Here is a 19,035-nt window from a genome sequence, read left to right on the forward strand (position 1 = left end):
CGGTCATTCTCTGTAATTTCGCCATCATGCTTGTCAGTTTGTAAATAATAAACTGTCAACCTATATCAGGACAAGACACTTCAACCTTATACCTTTAACCTTATACCTTAAAAGCCTGTAAGTCAGCCTCCATCATTTCGGCCACCAGCGCCTCTAATGTATATTTGGGCTTCCATCCGAGTTTATTTTGCGCTTTAGAGGCATCTCCGATGAGCAAATCCACCTCGGTGGGCCTGAAATAAGCAGCATCAACCTTTACCACGGTTTGTCCGAATTTAAGGGTATCCGGATCGATTCCCAATGCCGTCAACCGCTTTTCGTCGATGTCTATAATCACGCCTTTTTCCTGCTCGTCTTTTCCACTGAATGCGACTTCTATGCCCACATGCGCAAAGCTCATCCGTACAAAATCGCGCACCGTTGTGGTTACACCGGTGGCGATGACGTAATCCTCCGCTTGCTCTTGTTGCAAAATTAGCCACATGGCCTCTACATAGTCCTTTGCATGTCCCCAATCGCGCTGGGCAGATAGATTGCCGAGATAAAGTACATCCTGCAAACCCAACACAATTTTTGACACCGCTCGCGTAATCTTTCGGGTTACAAAGGTTTCGCCACGTATAGGGCTTTCATGGTTAAATAAAATGCCATTGCAAGCATACATTTTGTAGGCCTCCCGGTAATTGACCGTGATCCAATAAGCGTACAGCTTCGCTACTGCATAGGGAGAGCGCGGATAAAAGGGGGTGCTTTCGTTTTGTGGTACCGCTTGAACCAGCCCGTATAACTCAGAAGTAGAAGCCTGGTAGATCCGGCATTTCTCGGTAAGCCCTAAAAGCCGGACGGCTTCCAATAAACGGAGCATGCCCAAGCCATCCGCATTCGCGGTATACTCGGGCGTATCAAAACTCACTTTTACATGGCTCTGCGCAGCCAGGTTGTATATCTCGTCGGGTTGTGTTTCCTGTACCAGGCGGATGAGGTTGGTGGAATCCGTTAGATCCCCGTAGTGCAAAGTGAACGTTGGATCGGGCTCGTGCGGATCTTGATATAGATGGTCAATCCGATCGGTGTTGAAAAGTGAACTTCTCCTTTTTACCCCGTGTACACGGTAGCCTTTTTTAAGTAAAAATCCTGCTAAATAAGCCCCATCCTGTCCGGTAATCCCTGTAATTAATGCTGTTTTCATTTCTATAGCATTCCGCTTCGGCTGTCAGCCATCAGTTTTAACTTCGTTTATTTAAGTCACTCACAACCCACATCGGGCAACTCACAACCCTTTGGCAACCTATTTGCCTCCTACAAGTCGCAATAAATATTCTCCATAACCACTCTTCACCAAAGGTTCGGCAATAGTCCGTAACTGATCTGCGTTGATAAAGTTCATGCGGTAGGCAACTTCTTCAATACATCCAATTTTTAAACCTTGCCGTTCTTCAATTACTTGAACGAATTGTCCGGCCTGCATCAAGGAAGGAATGGTTCCAGTGTCCAACCAAGCGGTCCCCCTACTGAAAACACCTACTTTTAGCCGTCCTTGTTCTAAATAGCTTTTGTTTACATCGGTTATCTCATACTCTCCACGCGCGGAAGGCTTTATGCTCTTTGCAATTGATACCACCGAATTATCATAGAAATAAATTCCCGGAACTGCATAGTTGGATTTCGGCTGTTTTGGCTTCTCTTCTATCGAAAGTACATTCTTATCCGCATCAAACTCCACAACCCCATATCGCTCCGGATCGGATACAGGATAAGCAAATACGACCCCCCCTTGCGGGTCGATGCTCTGCTGCAGCAATCGCGAGAGCCCATCTCCATAAAAGATATTATCGCCCAAGATCAGCGCCACCTTGTCGTCGCCGATAAAATCTTCTCCGATAACAAAAGCTTGCGCAAGTCCATTAGGTTCCGCTTGCACCGCATAGGAGAATCGGCAACCAATCTGCGAGCCGTCACCGAGCAACTTTTCGAAATTGGGCAAGTCGTGCGGCGTTGATATAATCAGAATTTCATTTATCCCCGCAAGCATTAATGTAGATAATGGATAGTAGATCATTGGCTTATCGTAAACCGGCATAAGCTGCTTACTTACGGCTAATGTCAAAGGATGTAAACGGGTACCTGATCCGCCTGCTAAAATGATACCTTTCATAGCATATGTTTTTCTTATTTTAGGAAATCTGTTTTGCTTCAATTTAATAATCATCGTAAAAGTATTGATTTTTTGCCATATCAAAGAAGGAAGCGAATCTATATTGGGCTGTTAGTATTAAAAGAAGGTCTTTCCCTCGCCCATCTAACTGAATTTTCTTTACGCTCACGCTAAAAAGCCATTATTCCCCCCGCGCTGAACTTGCCTTAAGCCCAGGTTACACGTTAGGAATTAAAACGAAAGGGAATGATACAAAACCTTCATGCAGGTATGCAAACGAATTACGAGTTTCGTACAGAAGGTTCTTTCTGGCCTCTGAAAACGAACACGCTCAGAAAAAACAGGCATGAAATAGGGAATGAGGCATACCGGGGTATCAGCTAACGGCAGCCGAATGTCTCCTCATTGAGGATAACAAAGAAACACGGACGCCGCGAGCCAATTGGGCATCAAAAGTATCACCTTTGAAAATCCGGACCAGCTACAGAACGAGCTGATCCGTCTGCACATTCTTTTTACCTGCGGGCTCTGCTGATCAACCACGCAATGATTACGATGACGATCACGACTAAAAAAACACCTACATATACCCCTCCCTTAAACACGCCCTCAATAAAATCACAACTGCTGGCACTTGTTAATAAAAGAAAGGCCGCCGGCCAAACAAAATACTTACTTCGACTCATATAACATTTTTTTTATACAACCATCTGAACATCAAAAAAGTTTTGATAGAGAAAATGCTTAAGTTTGTTTGATGGAGCATTATCGACAGAAAATTGCATTGCGAAACGCGCGCTTCTATGCTTATCATGGATATTACGAAGAGGAACAGCTAATTGGAAATGAGTTCTTTTTAGATGTAATCTGCTTTGTACAGAAGCCCACATTGGAAGCAAATGATAATTTGGCAAACACCATTAATTATGAGGAACTGTATCGCATTGCTAAAGACGAAATGGACGAACCGAAAAAACTTTTGGAAACCATTGTGGAAAATATACTAAATAGCATTAAAATTACTTTTAGCGAGGTAAACGAAATAGAAGTAACGCTCAGGAAAAGCAATCCTCCTTTCGGAGGCGACACCGCAACGGCGGAGGTAAGCTTGTTTTGGCAACGGAATTGATCCTTAGGCCTCCGTACTGTTTGAATTATTGATATCTTATCTAGTTTTTTAAGGCATCAATGATGCCCTTCGGGGTTTTTACTTTTGAATTTTTACTTTTTACTTTTGAATTTTTATTTCCAACATGAACAAAATGTTAATTTTAGCAACCATGATGGCTGCAGGCACTGTAAAAGCACAACAACCCCTTAGTCCGGAATTATTGTGGAAACTTGGAAGGGTTAGTCCGGAGGCGGTGACACCCGATGGAAAATATGCTATTTATGGTGTTACCTACTACAACCTGGCAGAAAACAACAGCGAGCGCAATCTTTATAAAATTCCGCTGAATGGTGGCGATGCTCAGCAACTGACAAAAAATCAAGGCAGCGAAACGCTTGTACACATCGAGAAAAACGGCAATATACTCTACTTAAGCAAAGGCCAATTGTGGCTTTTAGAGGCCAATAAGGAAGAACCTAAGCAGTTAACGGAATTTGAGGGAGGTTTAAGTAATGTTAAAATAGCACCAAATGGAAAGTATATACTCTTTTCGCAGGAAGTTGCGCTGCAAAAAGTGCAAAGTGCCGACAAGTACAATGATCTAAAAAAATCGGATGCTTATATTTTTAATTCTTTAAACAACCGCCATTGGGACACTTGGTTTAATGGCAAATTCACACACGTCTTTTATGCCTCCTATCAGAACGGAACCATTGGCGAAGCCATTGATATGATGCCCAATGAGCCTTACTTTAGCCCTCAGCAACCCTTTGGCGGCGCAGAAGATATGGTATGGAGTCCTGATAGCGAACAAATTATATACGTATGTAAAAAGAAGTTTGGAACCGAGTATGCGCAAAGTACAAACACCGACCTCTACGCCTACGATTTAGCAAGCAAGCAAACCAAAAACCTGAGCGAAGCCATGCTTGGTTATGATGTGGCTCCTTCTTTTAGCAAAGACGCCAATTATTTAGCGTGGTTGAGCATGCGTGAAGACGGCTATGAATCGGACAAAAATGATTTGATTGTTCGAGATCTGAACACATCGAAGACCTATAACTTAACAAAAGATTGGGACGAAACGGTCAGCAGTTTCCGCTGGAGCGAAGACGGTACGAAAATCTGGTTTACAGCACCAACGGCCGGAACCATCCAACTTTTTGAAATTAGCCTATCCAAAGACTTAGCGAAAGCGGGTGCCAAACAGATAAAACAGTTAACAAAAGGCGCGTATGACATTACGTCTATAAACGGCGAAAGTGGCGATTTACTACTTCTAAGCCGAACGGATATGAACCATGCGGCCGAGCTCTATACCTTTAACCGTAAATCGGGCGAGTTAAAACAGCTTAGCCGGGTAAACGACGCATTGAATGCTTCTATAGCGCAAAGCAAAGTGATCGGTCGCACAACGAAAGCCACGGACGGTAAGGATCTCTTTTCTTGGGTTATTTATCCGCCGGATTTTGATGCCAGCAAAAAATATCCTACTCTGTTGTACTGTCAGGGCGGACCGCAATCGGCTTTGTCGCAATTTTATTCCTTCCGATGGAATATGCAGTTAATAGCCGCACAAGGTTATATCGTAGTGGCTCCAAACAGAAGAGGTATGCCGGGACATGGAGTGGAATGGAACCGTGCTATTAGCGGCGACTGGGGAGGGCAGCCGATTCGCGATTATCTAAGTGCCATCGATGATATCTCCAAAGAACCTTATGTAGATCAAGACCGACTGGGAGCTGTAGGGGCTAGCTATGGCGGTTATTCCGTTTTTATGTTGGCCGGCGTGCATGAGAACAGGTTTAAAACCTTTATTGCTCACGATGGTCTGTTCGATATGCGTAGCTGGTATGGCACTACAGAGGAACTTTTCTTCGCCAATAAGGAGTTAGGAGGCAATTACTGGCAACAGCCTACTCCAAAAGCTTATACAGACTTTAATCCAATAAACTTTGCCGACAAATGGAATACACCTATATTGATTGTACAAGGTGGTAAAGATTTCCGCGTGGGTATTGAACAGGGCCTCGGAGCCTTTCAGCTCGCACAGTTAAAAGGCATTAAGAGCCGGCTACTTTACTTTCCAGACGAAAATCATTGGGTATTGCAACCGCAAAATGCCATCGTATGGCAACGTGAGTTCTTCACTTGGTTGAAGGAAACGCTTTAGGAGGTTGAAGGCATGAAAGGCCAAAGGTATAGGGTTATAAAGGTATAAATAAGCTTATGCTTATGCCCTATACCTTACATCTCATACCGTACACCCTATACCTTACACTCTCACACCTCCACTAAAACAACTTAGCAGGATAAACGCCTTTTTCTACCAAGTTAGAAATACACTTCTGTACGATCGGCTTATCTTCTTTATAGGTAACACCAAACCACTCTTCGGCCGTAGGGATTACTTTAAAAGTTGCTTTGCCCGATTGGATCAAATGATCAGCCACTAAAGGAATGAAAAATTCGGCTTTTGGATTGTGTTGATTCGCTTCAACGAAGTCGACAAACAGCTTTTTAGCCTCTGCAAATACCGCAGGTGTAAAGCCCCAAAAATTCATCGATACACGGGTATCATTCGGAATTTCTGTTTCGATACCGCCTTCTTCATAAAACACTTTCTTTTCGCCGTCTACTTCTTTAAAGTATACCTGAGTACGCTCATTAATGGCGGTCATATTTCCTTCACTATTAACGGCGCAGACACCGCGCGACACGGTTCCGTGATCAGACAAAGTTTTATCGACTTGATAACCCATCAGCGAAAACGTCTGATCGTCCACTTCTGTAGTTAAAAACTGAGCCATCTTCTCGAAAGCTTCGTAACCATAAAAATCATCGGCATTGATAACACAAAAAGGCTCCTGTATCTGCTTATGTGCCTCCAATACGGCATGCGCTGTTCCCCAGGGTTTCGCCCTTTCAACATCTTTATCGATACCGTATTTACGAAGATCAGTGCCTTGATAAACGTAGTCCGTTTCTATTTTACCCTTCAGCTTAGGTTCAAAAATAGCTTTAAAAGGTTCTGCAAATTCCTCGCGGATAATAAAGCTTACTTTCCCGAATCCCGCTTTGATCGCATCGTAAATCGAATAGTCGATGATGGTTTCCCCATTGGGGCCAAAGGCATCGATTTGTTTCATACTTCCATAACGGCTAGCCATACCTGCTGCTAGAATCAATAAGGTAGGTTTCATTTGTTTCAATTTTATTATTAGTTAACGTTTATTTACTTGTCTTTAGCTTCTTTTCCTTTTACCGATAAGCGAAGCGATAATGGCCGTTCCCAGCTTGGTCAGAAACTTAACGCCTTCGCGACCAAGCGTTCGTGAGGCGCTTTTAGCCATCGCTTCCATCGGACTTTCTCTCGAACTTCTCCCAGTACTTCTTTTTGTCACCGGCGCTTCTTTCCTGTCAGCTTGCTTTTTTTGACTTTCTGCTAATAGAACAGCAGCACTTCGGGTATGAACCGCATCCTTATATTTGGCATAGATATCGGACTGCTGCACTAAGGCTGTATAAGTGGCCGGATCCAGCGGCCCCATAAGGGCTCTGGGAGGAATGAGGTGGGTAGCCACTACTTCAGTAGGGATGCCCTTCTCATTCAAAACGGTAATCAGCGCCTGGCCAGTCCCCAAGCCCGTCAGTACTTGATCTATTTCGTAAAATTCGGAACGCGGGTAGGTCTTCGCAGTCTTCCGTAGTGCTTCGGCATCGTTTGGTGTAAAAGCACGCAAAGCATGCTGAATACGGCTCCCTAATTGGCCTAATACCGTATCCGGTACGTCGGTGGCCGCTTGCGTACAGAAAAACACGCCGATTCCCTTCGAACGTATCAACCGGATAATTTGCTCTATTTTACTTAAAAAAGCTTTAGAGGCACCGTTAAAGAGCAAATGTGCCTCATCAAAGAAAAATATGAGCTTAGGCTTTGGCAAATCGCCCACTTCCGGCATCCGCTCAAACAACTGCGATAATAGGCTTAACAGAAAAGTCGAAAACAAAAGTGGTTGATTTTGGATGTCGGCGATGTTGAGTAAACTAATCACGCCCTTACCATCAATGTGCTCAAACAGATCGTTCAGATCAAGTGCAGGTTCTCCAAACAGCTGAGCGGCGCCCTGTTGTTCCAGTGCCACTATTTTACGCAATATGGTCGTTGAAGTAGCGGTGCTGATCTTTCCATAGTCCTCTTTTATCTCGAGCGCGCCTTCTTCGGAAGTTAAGTGATTTAATATTTTCTTTAGGTCGTCCAGATCCACAATGGGATAGGTTTTATCTGCGGCATACTTAAATAAAACAGAAAGTACCCCTGTCTGCGTATCGTTCAATTCCAACACGCGTGCAAGAAGAATCGGCCCAAAATCGCTTACTTTTACCCGCATGGGCGCACCTAAGTCACCGGACAGCGAATAAAGCGCAAGGGGAAAACCGCTAGGTACAAAAGGACGGCCTAAAGCCTGTCCCCTTTCTGCCAGGGCGGTATTGCTTTTTCCAGGTTCATGCAAACCGGATAAATCCCCTTTTACATCTAACATAAAAACAGGCACGTTGGCATCTGACAACTGTTCCGCAATTAATTGCAGTGTACGGGTTTTTCCTGTACCCGTAGCGCCAGCAATCAGGCCATGTCGATTCATCATCTTCAGGGCCAGGTTCACCTCCGCCGCTGCGATAATGTTTCCATCCAATATCCCTGCTCCCAAATAGATAAATTCGCCTTTCGGTTGATAAGAAGCGGTTATTTTTTCAATAAACTGGTCTTGATTAGCCATACTTAATCATTTAAGCCGATGCAAATTACATAATTTTTATTGCTTACGAAATCGACCAATTCCCTCGCCCCTACTTCTTTGCGTCTTTATCCTGCAACGTTCTGTTCTTAACGTATTTCTCAAGCCAGCAATCCATTTCCCAGAAAGTATGCATAATCGACTCTTTGGCGCGATACCCGTGAAATTCCTTTGGAAGAAGCACCAAACGAACAGTTCCACCATGTCCCTTGATGGCATTATAAAGTCTTTCACTCTGTATCGGGAACGTCCCGGAGTTTTCATCATCTATACCGTGTGTCATCAATAACGGTGTCTTTATTTTGTTGGCATAGCTGAAGGGCGACATCTGATAATACACTTCAGGAGCTTCCCAATAAGTACGCGATTCATATTGAAAACCGAAAGGCGTTAAGGTTCGGTTATATGCACCACTGCGTGCAATCCCGGCAGCAAAAAGATCGGTGTGCGCCAATAAATTCGCCGTCATAAACGCGCCATAAGAGTGCCCACCTACTGCAATCCGATTGCGGTCGGCAACGCCCATCTCTACCACATAATCGATTACCGCTTGCGCATTGTCTTGAATTTGCTGAATGAAGGTGTCATTGGGCTCTTCTGTCCCTTCGCCTACAATAGGCATATCTGTTTGATCTAAAATGGCATATCCCCTGCTGACCCAGTAAACGGGCGATCGAAAGGCGAGTCGTGTAAATCGGTATGGAGAACCTTTCACTTGTCCAGCTGCTTCTAAACTTTTAAATTCTCTCGGATAAGCCCACATCAAAACCGGCAACGGTCCCTGCTCCTTGGTATACCCTTTGGGCAGGTACAAGGTGGCGGTCAACTTAATTCCGTCTTTGCGGGGATACGACAATTGCTGCTTGGTAACGCCTCTCAAACTCGGATAAGGATCCGGAAAAGACGTCAACGAAACACCATTGCCATTTTTCAAGTCAATTTTATAAATATTAGGCGCTTGCTCTACCGACTCCCGTGAGATATAAACCACCCCTTTATTATTAAAAAACAGCGGCTCCTCGTAGTACGGCGCCTTTGATTTAAATAAGGTGTCTTTCTGATCGCTTAGTAGTTTCCATCGCATTAAAAAAGGCCGATCGCCTTCAGGGGAAGACCCGGTTCCGATACTAAAGGCTGTCGGTTCTGTTTCATTCTCCAGTAAAAGTACCGCTTGTTCATAAGGGCCGTCTACATGAACAAAATTTCCTGGATCGGTGTATGCATCCTCCGAAGAACGCGCCGCGATAACTTTTACAATCTTACCGCTTTCGGGATGAATCAAGGTCATTTTCTCCCTTCTGTCTTTTCGCCACTCTTCTCTTATAATGGCATATTGCTTATTGGCCCATTCGATACCTTTATAACGTAAAGCAGTTTCTATCAATTTAAAAGGCTCCCGATTAAAAGGCGCTTTCAGGGTATATACCGCATCGCGCGTACGGTGTTCTTTATTCGGATCCCCACCATCCTGCGCCTCTACCCAATACAAAGTAGCTGCAGCGTCAGCACGCCACCCATATCTCCGAGGCCCGTTAATGACCGCATCAAAGCCTGTAGGAAGATTTTCTGCTAAAGGCGATGTGGCTAACTTTTTCACTTCCTTTCCCCAAGCGGTGTAGATAACATTCTCAAAGGGAAATGAATAAATTGGCACTAAATAGGAATAAGGGCGGATTACTTTTTGGGTAAGCAGGTATTTACCATCCGGAGAGTATTGAATACCGCGGTAAATGCCCGGAGCCAGCACTTTTTCTGTCGATCCGTCCAAACGGACTTTCATCGGCTGAGAGGTTAAGTAGTAATCCATTAGCTTCTCATCATACGAATTTTTCAACAGGTTTTGATAGGTTCTGGATGGGGCCGCTTTGCCGATGCTCTCTTGGATAATCGGACTGCTCGGTACAGGGCTTTCCTGCGGCTGCTCACCTCGGGATTCGATCACCGTCTGCACCAATAAATGGCTTCCGTCCGGTGCCCACTGCAACGTCTCACCATAAGCATCATTAAGGTATTTTTCCGTCAGCTTTTTTGCTTGCGCCCTCGCCGCATCTACAAGCCAAAGTTCAACCCCTTCTTTGGTGGCATTCGTGAACGCGATATAACGCTCATCGGGACTCCAGGTGATATTAGCGATTCTCGCCTCCTTGGGTAAGCCATCCACCAATTTCTCGTTGGTGGAGTTCACCTCCTGGATAGACATGGACGTATAGGTTGCCGATACGGCAGATGAATTATTTAAAGGATTAATCCGCAAACCTGCTAAACCCAAAATCGGCTGCGAAATATCTTCGAGCGAAGGATAATCCGGTAAGCGTAAAAGCAATAACTTGGTACCACTTTTATTAAACCGTACGAGCGGTGTAGTGGGCGCATCCAACAGCTCTTGAATGCTTTGAGGTGGCTTCTGATAACCTGTGATTTCCTGTCCGTAAGAAGAACAGACCGTTCCGGCAACTACTAAAAAGCTAAGTAATGTTTTTTTCATTTATAGTATACTGATTTGAACATTTAAGGCCTATATTGGATGGCCAATTAAGTTAGGCAGCAAAAATAACTGCAATATGTTAATATTTGCCCGAAATACCTAACATGACTATAAAAAACTCAACGTTTTCATTAACCCAGATTACGCGTTAGGAATTAAAACGAAAGGGAATGATCCAAACCAGGCATGAAATAGGGAATGAGACATACCGCGGTATGGCGAATGAGCTATTGAAATGGATGTAAAGGAGCATTTCATTGCAGTTCATGAGCTAATGCGCATTCTGGCTTAACATATTTACTACATAAAAAAAGCCGCAACATAACATTGCGGCTTTTTTTTATTATGAAGTGAAAACAACCTTATTTCTTGTCATCATCTTTTACTTCTTCGAAGTCAACATCGGTCACCTCATCGGCAGGGCTACCTCCTTGCTGTGCATCGCCTTGCGGCGCGCCTTGTGCTCCGGCGTCCTGCGTAGCTTTGTACATTTCCTCGGAAGCAGCATTCCAGGCGGCTTGCAGCTCCGTTTGCGCAGTTTCCATTGCAGCGAAGTCTTTTGCAGCGTAAGCTTCTTTTAACTTCGTTAAGCCACTTTCGATAGGCGCCTTTTTGTCTGCACCGATCTTATCGCCGTACTCTTTCAGTTGTTTCTCTGTAGAGAAAATAAGCGCGTCAGCAGCATTTAATTTGTCTACCTCTTCTTTAGCCTTTCTATCGGCATCTGCGTTCGCTTCTGCATCTGCTTTCATTTTCTTGATTTCTTCATCGCTTAAGCCGGAAGACGCTTCAATACGAATCTTTTGCTCTTTACCGGTAGCTTTGTCTTTTGCCGACACATGCAAGATACCGTTCGCATCAATATCAAAGGTTACTTCAATTTGAGGCACACCGCGAGGAGCCGCAGGGATTCCGTCTAAATGGAAGCGTCCGATTGTCCGGTTCTGCGCAGCCATTGGGCGTTCACCCTGTAAAATATGAATCTCAACTGAAGGCTGATTATCAGAAGCAGTAGAGAAAGTTTCAGATTTCTTCGTTGGAATAGTGGTGTTGGCTTCAATCAGTTTCGTCATAACGCCACCCATGGTTTCAATACCTAATGACAACGGCGTAACGTCTAATAACAACACGTCTTTTACTTCACCTGTCAACACACCACCTTGAATAGCCGCACCCAAAGCAACCACCTCGTCAGGATTCACGCCTTTCGACGGTTCTTTGCCGAAGAAGCTCTTTACCGCTTCCTGTATAGCAGGGATACGGGTAGAACCACCCACAAGAATGATCTCGTCAATGTCACTTGTTGAAAGACCTGCATTCTTTAAAGCCGATCTACAAGGATCAATGGTACGCTTAATCAAGTCAGCGGCCAAGGACTCAAATTTAGCGCGACTTAAGTTACGCACTAAGTGTTTAGGGCCGGTCGCATCCGCTGTAATATAAGGTAAGTTAATTTCGGTAGAAGAAGTGCTTGAAAGCTCGATTTTTGCCTTCTCTGCTGCTTCTTTTAAGCGTTGCAAAGCCATGGCATCTTTACTTAAATCAAGGCCTCCATTGTCGTTCTTGAACTCCTCAACCAACCAATCGATGATCACTTGGTCGAAGTCGTCCCCTCCCAGGTGTGTATCACCGTCGGTAGACTTCACTTCAAACACACCGTCACCTAACTCAAGCACCGAAACGTCATGTGTACCCCCACCGCAGTCAAACACCACAATCTTCATATCTTTATGCGCCTTGTCTAAGCCGTAAGCTAAGGCCGCAGCAGTAGGTTCGTTAATAATACGTTTCACGTTCAAACCGGCAATTTCGCCAGCTTCCTTAGTCGCTTGACGCTCGGCATCGTTAAAATAAGCCGGAACGGTGATAACCGCTTCGGTTACTTCCTGACCCAAGAAATCTTCTGCCGTTTTTTTCATCTTCTGCAAAATCATGGCAGAAAGCTCCTGTGGCGTGTATTTCCGATCGCCGATTTCTACGCGAGGTGTGTTGTTATCTCCCTTTACTACGTTATAGGGTACGCGCGAAGCCTCTTCGGTCACTTCGTCGAAACGTCTACCCATGAAACGCTTAATGGAGTAAACGGTTTTTTGCGGATTGGTAATCGCTTGGCGCTTAGCAGGATCTCCTACTTTACGCTCTCCGTTATCCACAAAACCTATGATCGAAGGTGTGGTACGTTTACCTTCGTTATTTGCTATAACTACCGGCTCATTACCTTCCATTACGGCAACGCAAGAGTTGGTTGTACCTAAGTCAATTCCAATAATCTTAGACATATCTTATTTGTTTATATTTACAATTTGCTTTTTCTTAATACAATTTATCAATGCTTGTGCCAAGTTCATGTTTAAGACATAATGTCAGTCGCTCTTTTTTGAGGCTTGCAAGACTGAATACCAGACCGAAAAGCACTCCAAGCGATCACAAAGCGATTATAAATCAAATAATTTTTCCAGATGATGTCTTTCTATACCAAAATAGGCTTTAGTCTGCTGAATCTGAAATCGAATTTGTTGTTGCCGATCGGGCGATATCGATCCTATTTTGGTAGCAACAATGAGCACGTTTTTAGGAGTATGGGCATCGGATACAAATTCAAGCACTTTCGTTTTGTAACCATAGTATTCTAAAATCAAGGCTCTTAATGCATCTGTCAACATTTCAGCCTGCCGCTCTAAAAAGATGCCAAATCGGGTAATCGGGAGCATTTCGCTGCCCACTTCGGCCACCTCTAATTGCCGCCGGATCTGTTTATGACAACAGGGTGCCACCACGATTAACTTTGCTCCGCCTTCAACCCCTTTGTAAATCGCATCATCCGTAGCGGTATCGCAAGCGTGTAGCGCCACCAACATGTCGACATCCGGCGCCTCGTAATCAATAATCGCCCCTTGCTGGAACTTCAGCGAGGGAAACCCTGATTTTACCGCGATGCGATTGCATAAGGCTACCAGGTCCTCCCGATACTCGACGCCGGTAACAGCGACCTCTTTCAACCCTAACACATTATATAAATAATCGTAGAGCGCAAAGGTTAAATAACCTTTCCCCGATCCCATGTCGACAACGCTCCGCAGATTGGTTTCGCCCACTTCACGGATTGACGCGCGCAATAATTCGATGTAGTGGTTGATCTGTTTGAACTTATCCTGCGCGTTCTTATAAACCTGGCTTGTCGCGTCCGTAATCCTTAAATCGCGCAAATAGGCTTTATCCCCCTCGGCTTTAATAAGTCGTTGCTTCTCCTTGTCGTGAGATAAAGACTGCCGCTCAGTAACAGAAGCAGCTTTGACGGACAGCTTTTCTTTCCCATTTTTGTCAACTGTCCAGCTAAAATCGTTAGCGGTAGTGAAAAGGTTCGCTAAGTGGAAGCCTCCCCGAAGGTATTGACTTGCGTGTTCAATACCCGCTTCCACTTCAAAGTTCTTAACTACATCACGACTCCGAAAGCGATAGGTAAAACTAAGTTTCGGCACACGCTTTACGAGGATGAGCCGCACATAAATATTTTTTAACTCCAATTCGTCTCCTTGGTAATTGCCGAACGACGTCTTAACAAAGCGCTCTTGTTGCAAACTGGAGCGGAACTGAGCGATCAGCGTTTCTAGAGGGGTCAGATTTGCCATAATTAACAATCGATAAGCGGGCATTTAGACCGCATGTACAGAAAACAAAAAATCCCCTAAAAAGGGGATTTAATATTGTAAGGATTAGGAACTATTATTCCTTCTCTTTTGATTCGTCAGCTGAAGCCGCTGGTTCCGCCTTTGCTTCCGCAGCATCTTCTTTAGGTGCTTCTTCTGTAGCCGTTTCTTCAACCGGTGCTGCAGCCTCATCGGCAGCTACCACCTCTTGTTCTTTAGCGGCTGCTTTCTTTCTTCCACCACGACGGCGAGTTGATTTCTTCTCTACCTTCGCTTCACCGGCAGTGTACACTTCATTGTAGTCGACCAATTCGATCAATGCTACTTCTGCATTATCGCCTGGGCGATTTTCCATTTTGATGATACGTGTGTAACCTCCAGGACGGTTAGCCACTTTCTCAGAAATCTCGCGGAACAAGATCGTTACCGCTTCTTTGTCTTTTACATAGCTGAATACCGTACGGCGTGAATGCGTGGTGTCATTCTTAGACTTCGTGATCAAAGGCTCTACGTATGTGCGAAGGGCCTTTGCTTTCGCTAAAGTAGTAACGATACGCTTATGTTTGATAAGCGATACGGCCATGTTAGACAATAGGGCCTTCCGATGGCTATCTGTGCGGCCTAAGTGATTGATTTTTTTTCCGTGTCTCATTGTTTTTTGTTTTGTGCATACCGTTCTTAATTCAAAAGTCAAAAGCCAAAACCCCGAAGGGCTCATTGATACCTTAAATAAACTACAAGATATCAATAATTAAAAAACCATTACAGCTCATCTTTCATGCGGCACAAAGCCTACCTTTTTAATTTTGACTTTTTAATTTTTACTTTACAAGAGGAATTATGCAACAGGTCGCTTTATTATTTTATTTATTCTTCGTCCAGTTTGTACTTCGATAAGTTCATACCGAAAGACAAGCCTTTAGATTTTACAAGTTCCTGAATCTCAGTTAGAGATTTCTTTCCGAAGTTTCTAAACTTAAGCATATCGGCTACATCGTAAGAAACTAACTCGGCTAAGCTACGGATATCAGCAGCTTTCAAGCAGTTTAATGCACGCACAGAAAGATCTAAGTCGACCAATTCGGTTTTCAAGATTTTGCGCATGTGCAAGATTTCTTCATCAACCTCTTTTGTTTCCTCTTTTGTTTGAGATTCCAAAAGAATATTCTCATCTGAGAATAGCATAAAGTGATGAATTAAAATTTTAGCAGCTTCTTTCAATGCATCTTCCGGATGAATGGAGCCATCCGTAGAAATATCCAATAAAAGCTTCTCGTAATCTGTTTTCTGTTCTACACGGAAATTCTCAATGGTGTATTTTACATTCTTGATCGGTGTGTAGATAGAGTCAATCGCGATCACTCCAACGGCTGCATCGGCAACTTTATTCTCTTCAGCATTGACATAACCACGGCCCTTGTTTACAGTCAGCTCCACTTCTAAAGTGACAGAGCTTTCCATGTTACAAATCACCAAGTCAGGATTGAGTACAGTAAAGTTGTTAGAATGACTGGTAATATCCCCAGCTTTAAATTGATCTTGACCGTTGATTACTACAAAAATCTTTTCTGAATCTCCAGACTCTCCTGTTTTCTTAAAACGAACTTGTTTAAGATTAAGGATAATCTCGGTCACATCCTCTACTACACCAGTGATGGTAGAAAACTCATGTGACACACCAGAGAAACGAACAGAAGTAATTGCATAACCTTCTAACGAAGACAACAAAATACGGCGTAGAGCATTACCTATGGTTACACCGAAACCCGGTTCTAACGGTCGAAATTCAAACGTTCCGTCAAAATCCGTGGATTTTTGCATGATAACTTTATCCGGTTTCTGAAATGCTAAGATTGCCATTTATTTCTAATTAATTGTTTGATTGAAATGATTGCTAACAAACGAGTACCCGGCAATAGCCAGATACTCGTTTGCTTTATACACTATTTAGAATACAACTCGACGATCAGCTGTTCCTTGATATTTTCAGGAATCTCATCGCGGTTAGGATAATTCAAGAACTTACCTGTAAGTTCGTTCGCATCCCATTCTAACCAGCTATATTTATTTAGTTTTCTACCAGCCACGGAATTGGTAACCGCTTCCAACGTTTTAGACCGCTCACGAACAGCGATGATATCGCCAGGACGTACACTATAAGAAGGAATATTTACCACTTGACCGTTTACGGTGATATGTTTGTGTCCTACCAATTGACGGGCTCCTGAACGTGTAGGTGCAATACCTAAACGATAAACTGTATTGTCTAAACGAGCCTCCAAAAATTTGAGCAAGTTCTCCCCTGTGATACCTTCTTTCGAAGAAGCTTTCACAAACAGGTTAGCAAACTGACGCTCTAATACACCATACGTGTATTTTGCTTTTTGTTTTTCTTGCAGCTGAATAGCATATTCTGACTGCTTGCCACGGCGCTTAGAAGCACCATGCATGCCCGGAGGGTAATTTTTACGCTCTAATGCTTTATCAGGGCCAAAGATAGGCTCTCTGAACTTACGGGCTATTTTGGACTTAGGTCCGGTATATCTTGCCATTTTTTTTCTCTTTTAAAGTATCATCTAACCCAAGGCTAGAGAATCTTAGCTTTAAAAATACGTTAAATTAAACTCTTCTCCTTTTTGGTGGACGACAACCATTGTGCGGAAGTGGGGTAATGTCTTTAATTGAAGTAACCTCAATACCTTGAGTTTGTAAGGTACGAATAGCCGACTCACGTCCAGCACCCGGTCCTTTTACAAAAACTTCAACTTTACGCAAACCTAAATCATGCGCAACTTTACCGCAGTCATTGGCAGCCTGTGAGGCAGCATAAGGGGTATTCTTTTTCGAACCTTTGAAGCCCATTTTACCAGCTGAAGACCAAGAAATTGTTTGACCTTGGTTGTTGGTAAGCGTAACAATGATATTGTTAAAGGTTGCATTGATATGAGCCTGACCTACAGGTTCAATCACCACAATACGCTTCTTGGTTACTTTTTTACTTTTAGCCATTGTATTGTATCAATTATTATTTAGTAGCTTTTTTCTTGTTAGCAACAGTCTTACGTTTTCCTTTACGGGTACGTGAGTTGTTTTTTGTACGTTGCCCACGAAGTGGTAACCCTTTACGGTGACGTAAACCACGGTAACAGCCAATATCCATTAAACGCTTAATGTTCAGCTGAACTTCTGAACGCAATGCACCTTCAACTTTCACACGATCGTTGATGATAGTACGAATTGCTGTTAACTGATCATCGGTCCATTCCTGTACCTTAGTGTTTTCGTCAATACCAGCCTCAGCTAATATACTTTTCGCTGTGGAAAGACCAACACCAAAGATATAAGTAAGTCCGATTACTCCTCTTTTGTTTCTTGGTAAATCTATACCTGCTATCCTTGCCATATTTATTATTACGGTTAAAAGGCTTAAGGTTTAAGGTGTAAGCAGTAAAGGAAACCCTTCGCCTTCTACCTTCTACCTGTTTCACCTTATAATTACTATCCCTGACGTTGTTTAAACTTCGGGTTCTTTTTGTTAATTACAAATACTTTACCTTTACGGCGAATGATCTTACAATCAGCGCTACGTTTTTTGATAGATGCTCTAACTTTCATCTCTAAATAATTATGTCGTTGTTATTCATTCCAGGCAGCAATCTTTCTTTCCATGCCGCCTCTTATTATCTTTATTAGGAACAACCCTTTCAAAACCTATAGACCACAAGCGAACAATAAGGTCTATCTCTTGCAGACTGCCCCTACTTATACCGATAAGTTATCCTACCTTTGGTCAAATCGTAAGGAGACATTTCTAATTTTACCCGGTCTCCAGGCAATATCTTGATGTAATGCATACGCATTTTGCCGGATATATGGGCGATAATCTCATGTCCATTTTCCAATTCTACACGAAACATAGCATTAGATAATGCTTCTTTAATGATGCCGTCTTGTTCAATAGAGGCTTGTTTAGCCATATGTTATTGATTATTATGTATTTATAAACCCTGCACAAACAGGGTTGCAAAGTTAAAAATAAAAATGCTGATTATCAACCTTTTTTGTTTAAAACTTCTTCAATATACGAAAACGTCGTTAAAACGTCTGGTTTGCCCTTATTTACTGCAACCGTATGCTCGAAATGGGCCGAAGGCTTTCCGTCAATTGTACTTACGGTCCAACCGTCTTCCCAAAAACGTACGCCCGCTTTCCCCAAATTGATCATCGGTTCGATCGCTATGACCATTCCACGCTCCAATTTGGTACCTTTACCCCGTTGCCCATAGTTGGGCACTTCAGGCTTCTCATGCAAGTGGATCCCTACGCCATGGCCCACCAATTCTTTGACAATGCCATATCCATAAGTGCGCACGTGCTCCTGTACCGCAAAGGAGATATCACCTACTCGCCTCCCCACCACCGCCTGCTCAACACCCAGGGCTAAACTTTCCTTTGTTACCCGAAGAAGCTGCTCCACCTCCGCATCAATTGGCCCGACAGAAAAGGTATATGCCGAATCGCTGATATAGCCATTTAACACAACACCGCCGTCTACACTAATGATGTCGCCTTCTCTCAATTCGTAGGTTCCAGGAAAACCGTGAACGATCTGATCGTTCACTGAAATACAGAGTGAAAAAGGGAATCCGTTATAGTTCAGAAAAGCGGGAGTTCCGCCATGATCTTGAATAAAGGTAAAAGCCAATTTATCCAAGTCTATGGTTTTTACTCCCGGTTTGATTTCTTTTGCTATCTCCGCAAGGGTCCTCGACAGTACGTCGGCACTTTTGCGGATCTGTTCAATATCTTCTTCTGATTTATAAATCAATTTCGACATG

At 43.6% G+C, this 19,035-nt stretch carries 19 protein-coding genes; 3 read left to right on the forward strand and 16 right to left on the reverse strand.

Annotation, left to right across the window (positions count from 1 at the left end; genetic code table 11):
- Positions 1-100: 100 nt before the first annotated feature.
- Both gmd and rfbA read right to left on the reverse strand, forming a co-directional pair.
- Entirely contained in the window at positions 101-1,189 is a 1,089-nt protein-coding gene (gene gmd, locus EPX21_RS19260) for a GDP-mannose 4,6-dehydratase (RefSeq protein WP_134091300.1), read from the reverse strand.
- 99 nt (positions 1,190-1,288) lie between these two features.
- Entirely contained in the window at positions 1,289-2,155 is an 867-nt protein-coding gene (gene rfbA / locus EPX21_RS19265; RefSeq protein ID WP_134091301.1) for a glucose-1-phosphate thymidylyltransferase RfbA, read from the reverse strand.
- 246 nt (positions 2,156-2,401) lie between these two features.
- Between rfbA and EPX21_RS22805 the strand changes: the two genes are divergently transcribed.
- Positions 2,402-2,539, forward strand: coding sequence for a hypothetical protein (locus EPX21_RS22805; RefSeq protein ID WP_166670820.1), 138 nt, complete (start codon positions 2,402-2,404; stop codon positions 2,537-2,539).
- 131 nt (positions 2,540-2,670) lie between these two features.
- Here EPX21_RS22805 and EPX21_RS22810 read toward each other — a convergent pair whose 3' ends face one another.
- Positions 2,671-2,841: a hypothetical protein gene (locus EPX21_RS22810; protein ID WP_166670821.1), complete on the reverse strand. Its 171-nt coding sequence runs from the start codon at positions 2,839-2,841 to the stop codon at positions 2,671-2,673.
- A gap of 71 nt (positions 2,842-2,912) precedes the next feature.
- On the opposite strand from EPX21_RS22810, the gene folB reads away from it, so the two are divergent.
- On the forward strand, positions 2,913-3,284 hold the full coding sequence (gene folB / locus EPX21_RS19270) for a dihydroneopterin aldolase (RefSeq protein WP_134091302.1): 372 nt from the start codon (positions 2,913-2,915) through the stop codon (positions 3,282-3,284).
- A gap of 133 nt (positions 3,285-3,417) precedes the next feature.
- On the forward strand, positions 3,418-5,439 hold the full coding sequence (locus tag EPX21_RS19275) for an alpha/beta fold hydrolase (RefSeq protein ID WP_370451022.1): 2,022 nt from the start codon (positions 3,418-3,420) through the stop codon (positions 5,437-5,439).
- A gap of 121 nt (positions 5,440-5,560) precedes the next feature.
- On the opposite strand, the gene EPX21_RS19280 is transcribed toward EPX21_RS19275, so the two are convergent.
- From EPX21_RS19280 to map, 13 genes are all read right to left on the reverse strand, one after another.
- Positions 5,561-6,469, reverse strand: a complete 909-nt coding sequence (locus EPX21_RS19280) for a sugar phosphate nucleotidyltransferase (protein ID WP_134091304.1) — start codon at positions 6,467-6,469, stop codon at positions 5,561-5,563.
- Positions 6,470-6,511: 42 nt separating this feature from the next.
- Positions 6,512-8,047 (reverse strand): helicase HerA-like domain-containing protein, encoded by a 1,536-nt coding sequence (locus EPX21_RS19285; protein ID WP_134091305.1) that lies wholly within the window; start codon positions 8,045-8,047, stop codon positions 6,512-6,514.
- 70 nt (positions 8,048-8,117) lie between these two features.
- A complete protein-coding gene (locus EPX21_RS19290) occupies positions 8,118-10,550 on the reverse strand; it encodes a prolyl oligopeptidase family serine peptidase (RefSeq protein WP_134091306.1) in 2,433 nt (810 codons plus the stop codon).
- A 362-nt stretch (positions 10,551-10,912) separates the two neighbouring features.
- Positions 10,913-12,829, reverse strand: a complete 1,917-nt coding sequence (dnaK, locus tag EPX21_RS19295; RefSeq protein WP_134091307.1) for a molecular chaperone DnaK — start codon at positions 12,827-12,829, stop codon at positions 10,913-10,915.
- Positions 12,830-12,985: 156 nt separating this feature from the next.
- Positions 12,986-14,179: an SAM-dependent methyltransferase gene (locus tag EPX21_RS19300; protein ID WP_134091308.1), complete on the reverse strand. Its 1,194-nt coding sequence runs from the start codon at positions 14,177-14,179 to the stop codon at positions 12,986-12,988.
- 94 nt (positions 14,180-14,273) lie between these two features.
- Entirely contained in the window at positions 14,274-14,849 is a 576-nt protein-coding gene (rplQ, locus tag EPX21_RS19305; protein ID WP_134091309.1) for a 50S ribosomal protein L17, read from the reverse strand.
- Positions 14,850-15,064: 215 nt separating this feature from the next.
- The gene (locus EPX21_RS19310) at positions 15,065-16,057 is read right to left on the reverse strand and encodes a DNA-directed RNA polymerase subunit alpha (protein WP_013665028.1); all 993 of its coding nucleotides are present in this window, start codon (positions 16,055-16,057) and stop codon (positions 15,065-15,067) included.
- An 83-nt stretch (positions 16,058-16,140) separates the two neighbouring features.
- Positions 16,141-16,749, reverse strand: a complete 609-nt coding sequence (gene rpsD, locus EPX21_RS19315) for a 30S ribosomal protein S4 (RefSeq protein WP_134091310.1) — start codon at positions 16,747-16,749, stop codon at positions 16,141-16,143.
- Between the two features lie 67 nt (positions 16,750-16,816).
- Entirely contained in the window at positions 16,817-17,206 is a 390-nt protein-coding gene (gene rpsK, locus EPX21_RS19320) for a 30S ribosomal protein S11 (RefSeq protein ID WP_093328087.1), read from the reverse strand.
- A gap of 16 nt (positions 17,207-17,222) precedes the next feature.
- A complete protein-coding gene (gene rpsM, locus EPX21_RS19325) occupies positions 17,223-17,600 on the reverse strand; it encodes a 30S ribosomal protein S13 (RefSeq protein ID WP_134091311.1) in 378 nt (125 codons plus the stop codon).
- Between the two features lie 95 nt (positions 17,601-17,695).
- Positions 17,696-17,812, reverse strand: a complete 117-nt coding sequence (gene ykgO / locus EPX21_RS19330) for a type B 50S ribosomal protein L36 (RefSeq protein ID WP_013665024.1) — start codon at positions 17,810-17,812, stop codon at positions 17,696-17,698.
- A gap of 143 nt (positions 17,813-17,955) precedes the next feature.
- Entirely contained in the window at positions 17,956-18,174 is a 219-nt protein-coding gene (gene infA / locus EPX21_RS19335) for a translation initiation factor IF-1 (protein ID WP_093328090.1), read from the reverse strand.
- 74 nt (positions 18,175-18,248) lie between these two features.
- Entirely contained in the window at positions 18,249-19,034 is a 786-nt protein-coding gene (gene map / locus EPX21_RS19340) for a type I methionyl aminopeptidase (protein WP_134091312.1), read from the reverse strand.
- Between the last annotated feature and the right edge of the window lies 1 nt (position 19,035).

The sequence above is a fragment of the Olivibacter sp. XZL3 genome (assembly GCF_004368405.1).
Lineage (GTDB): Bacteria > Bacteroidota > Bacteroidia > Sphingobacteriales > Sphingobacteriaceae > Olivibacter.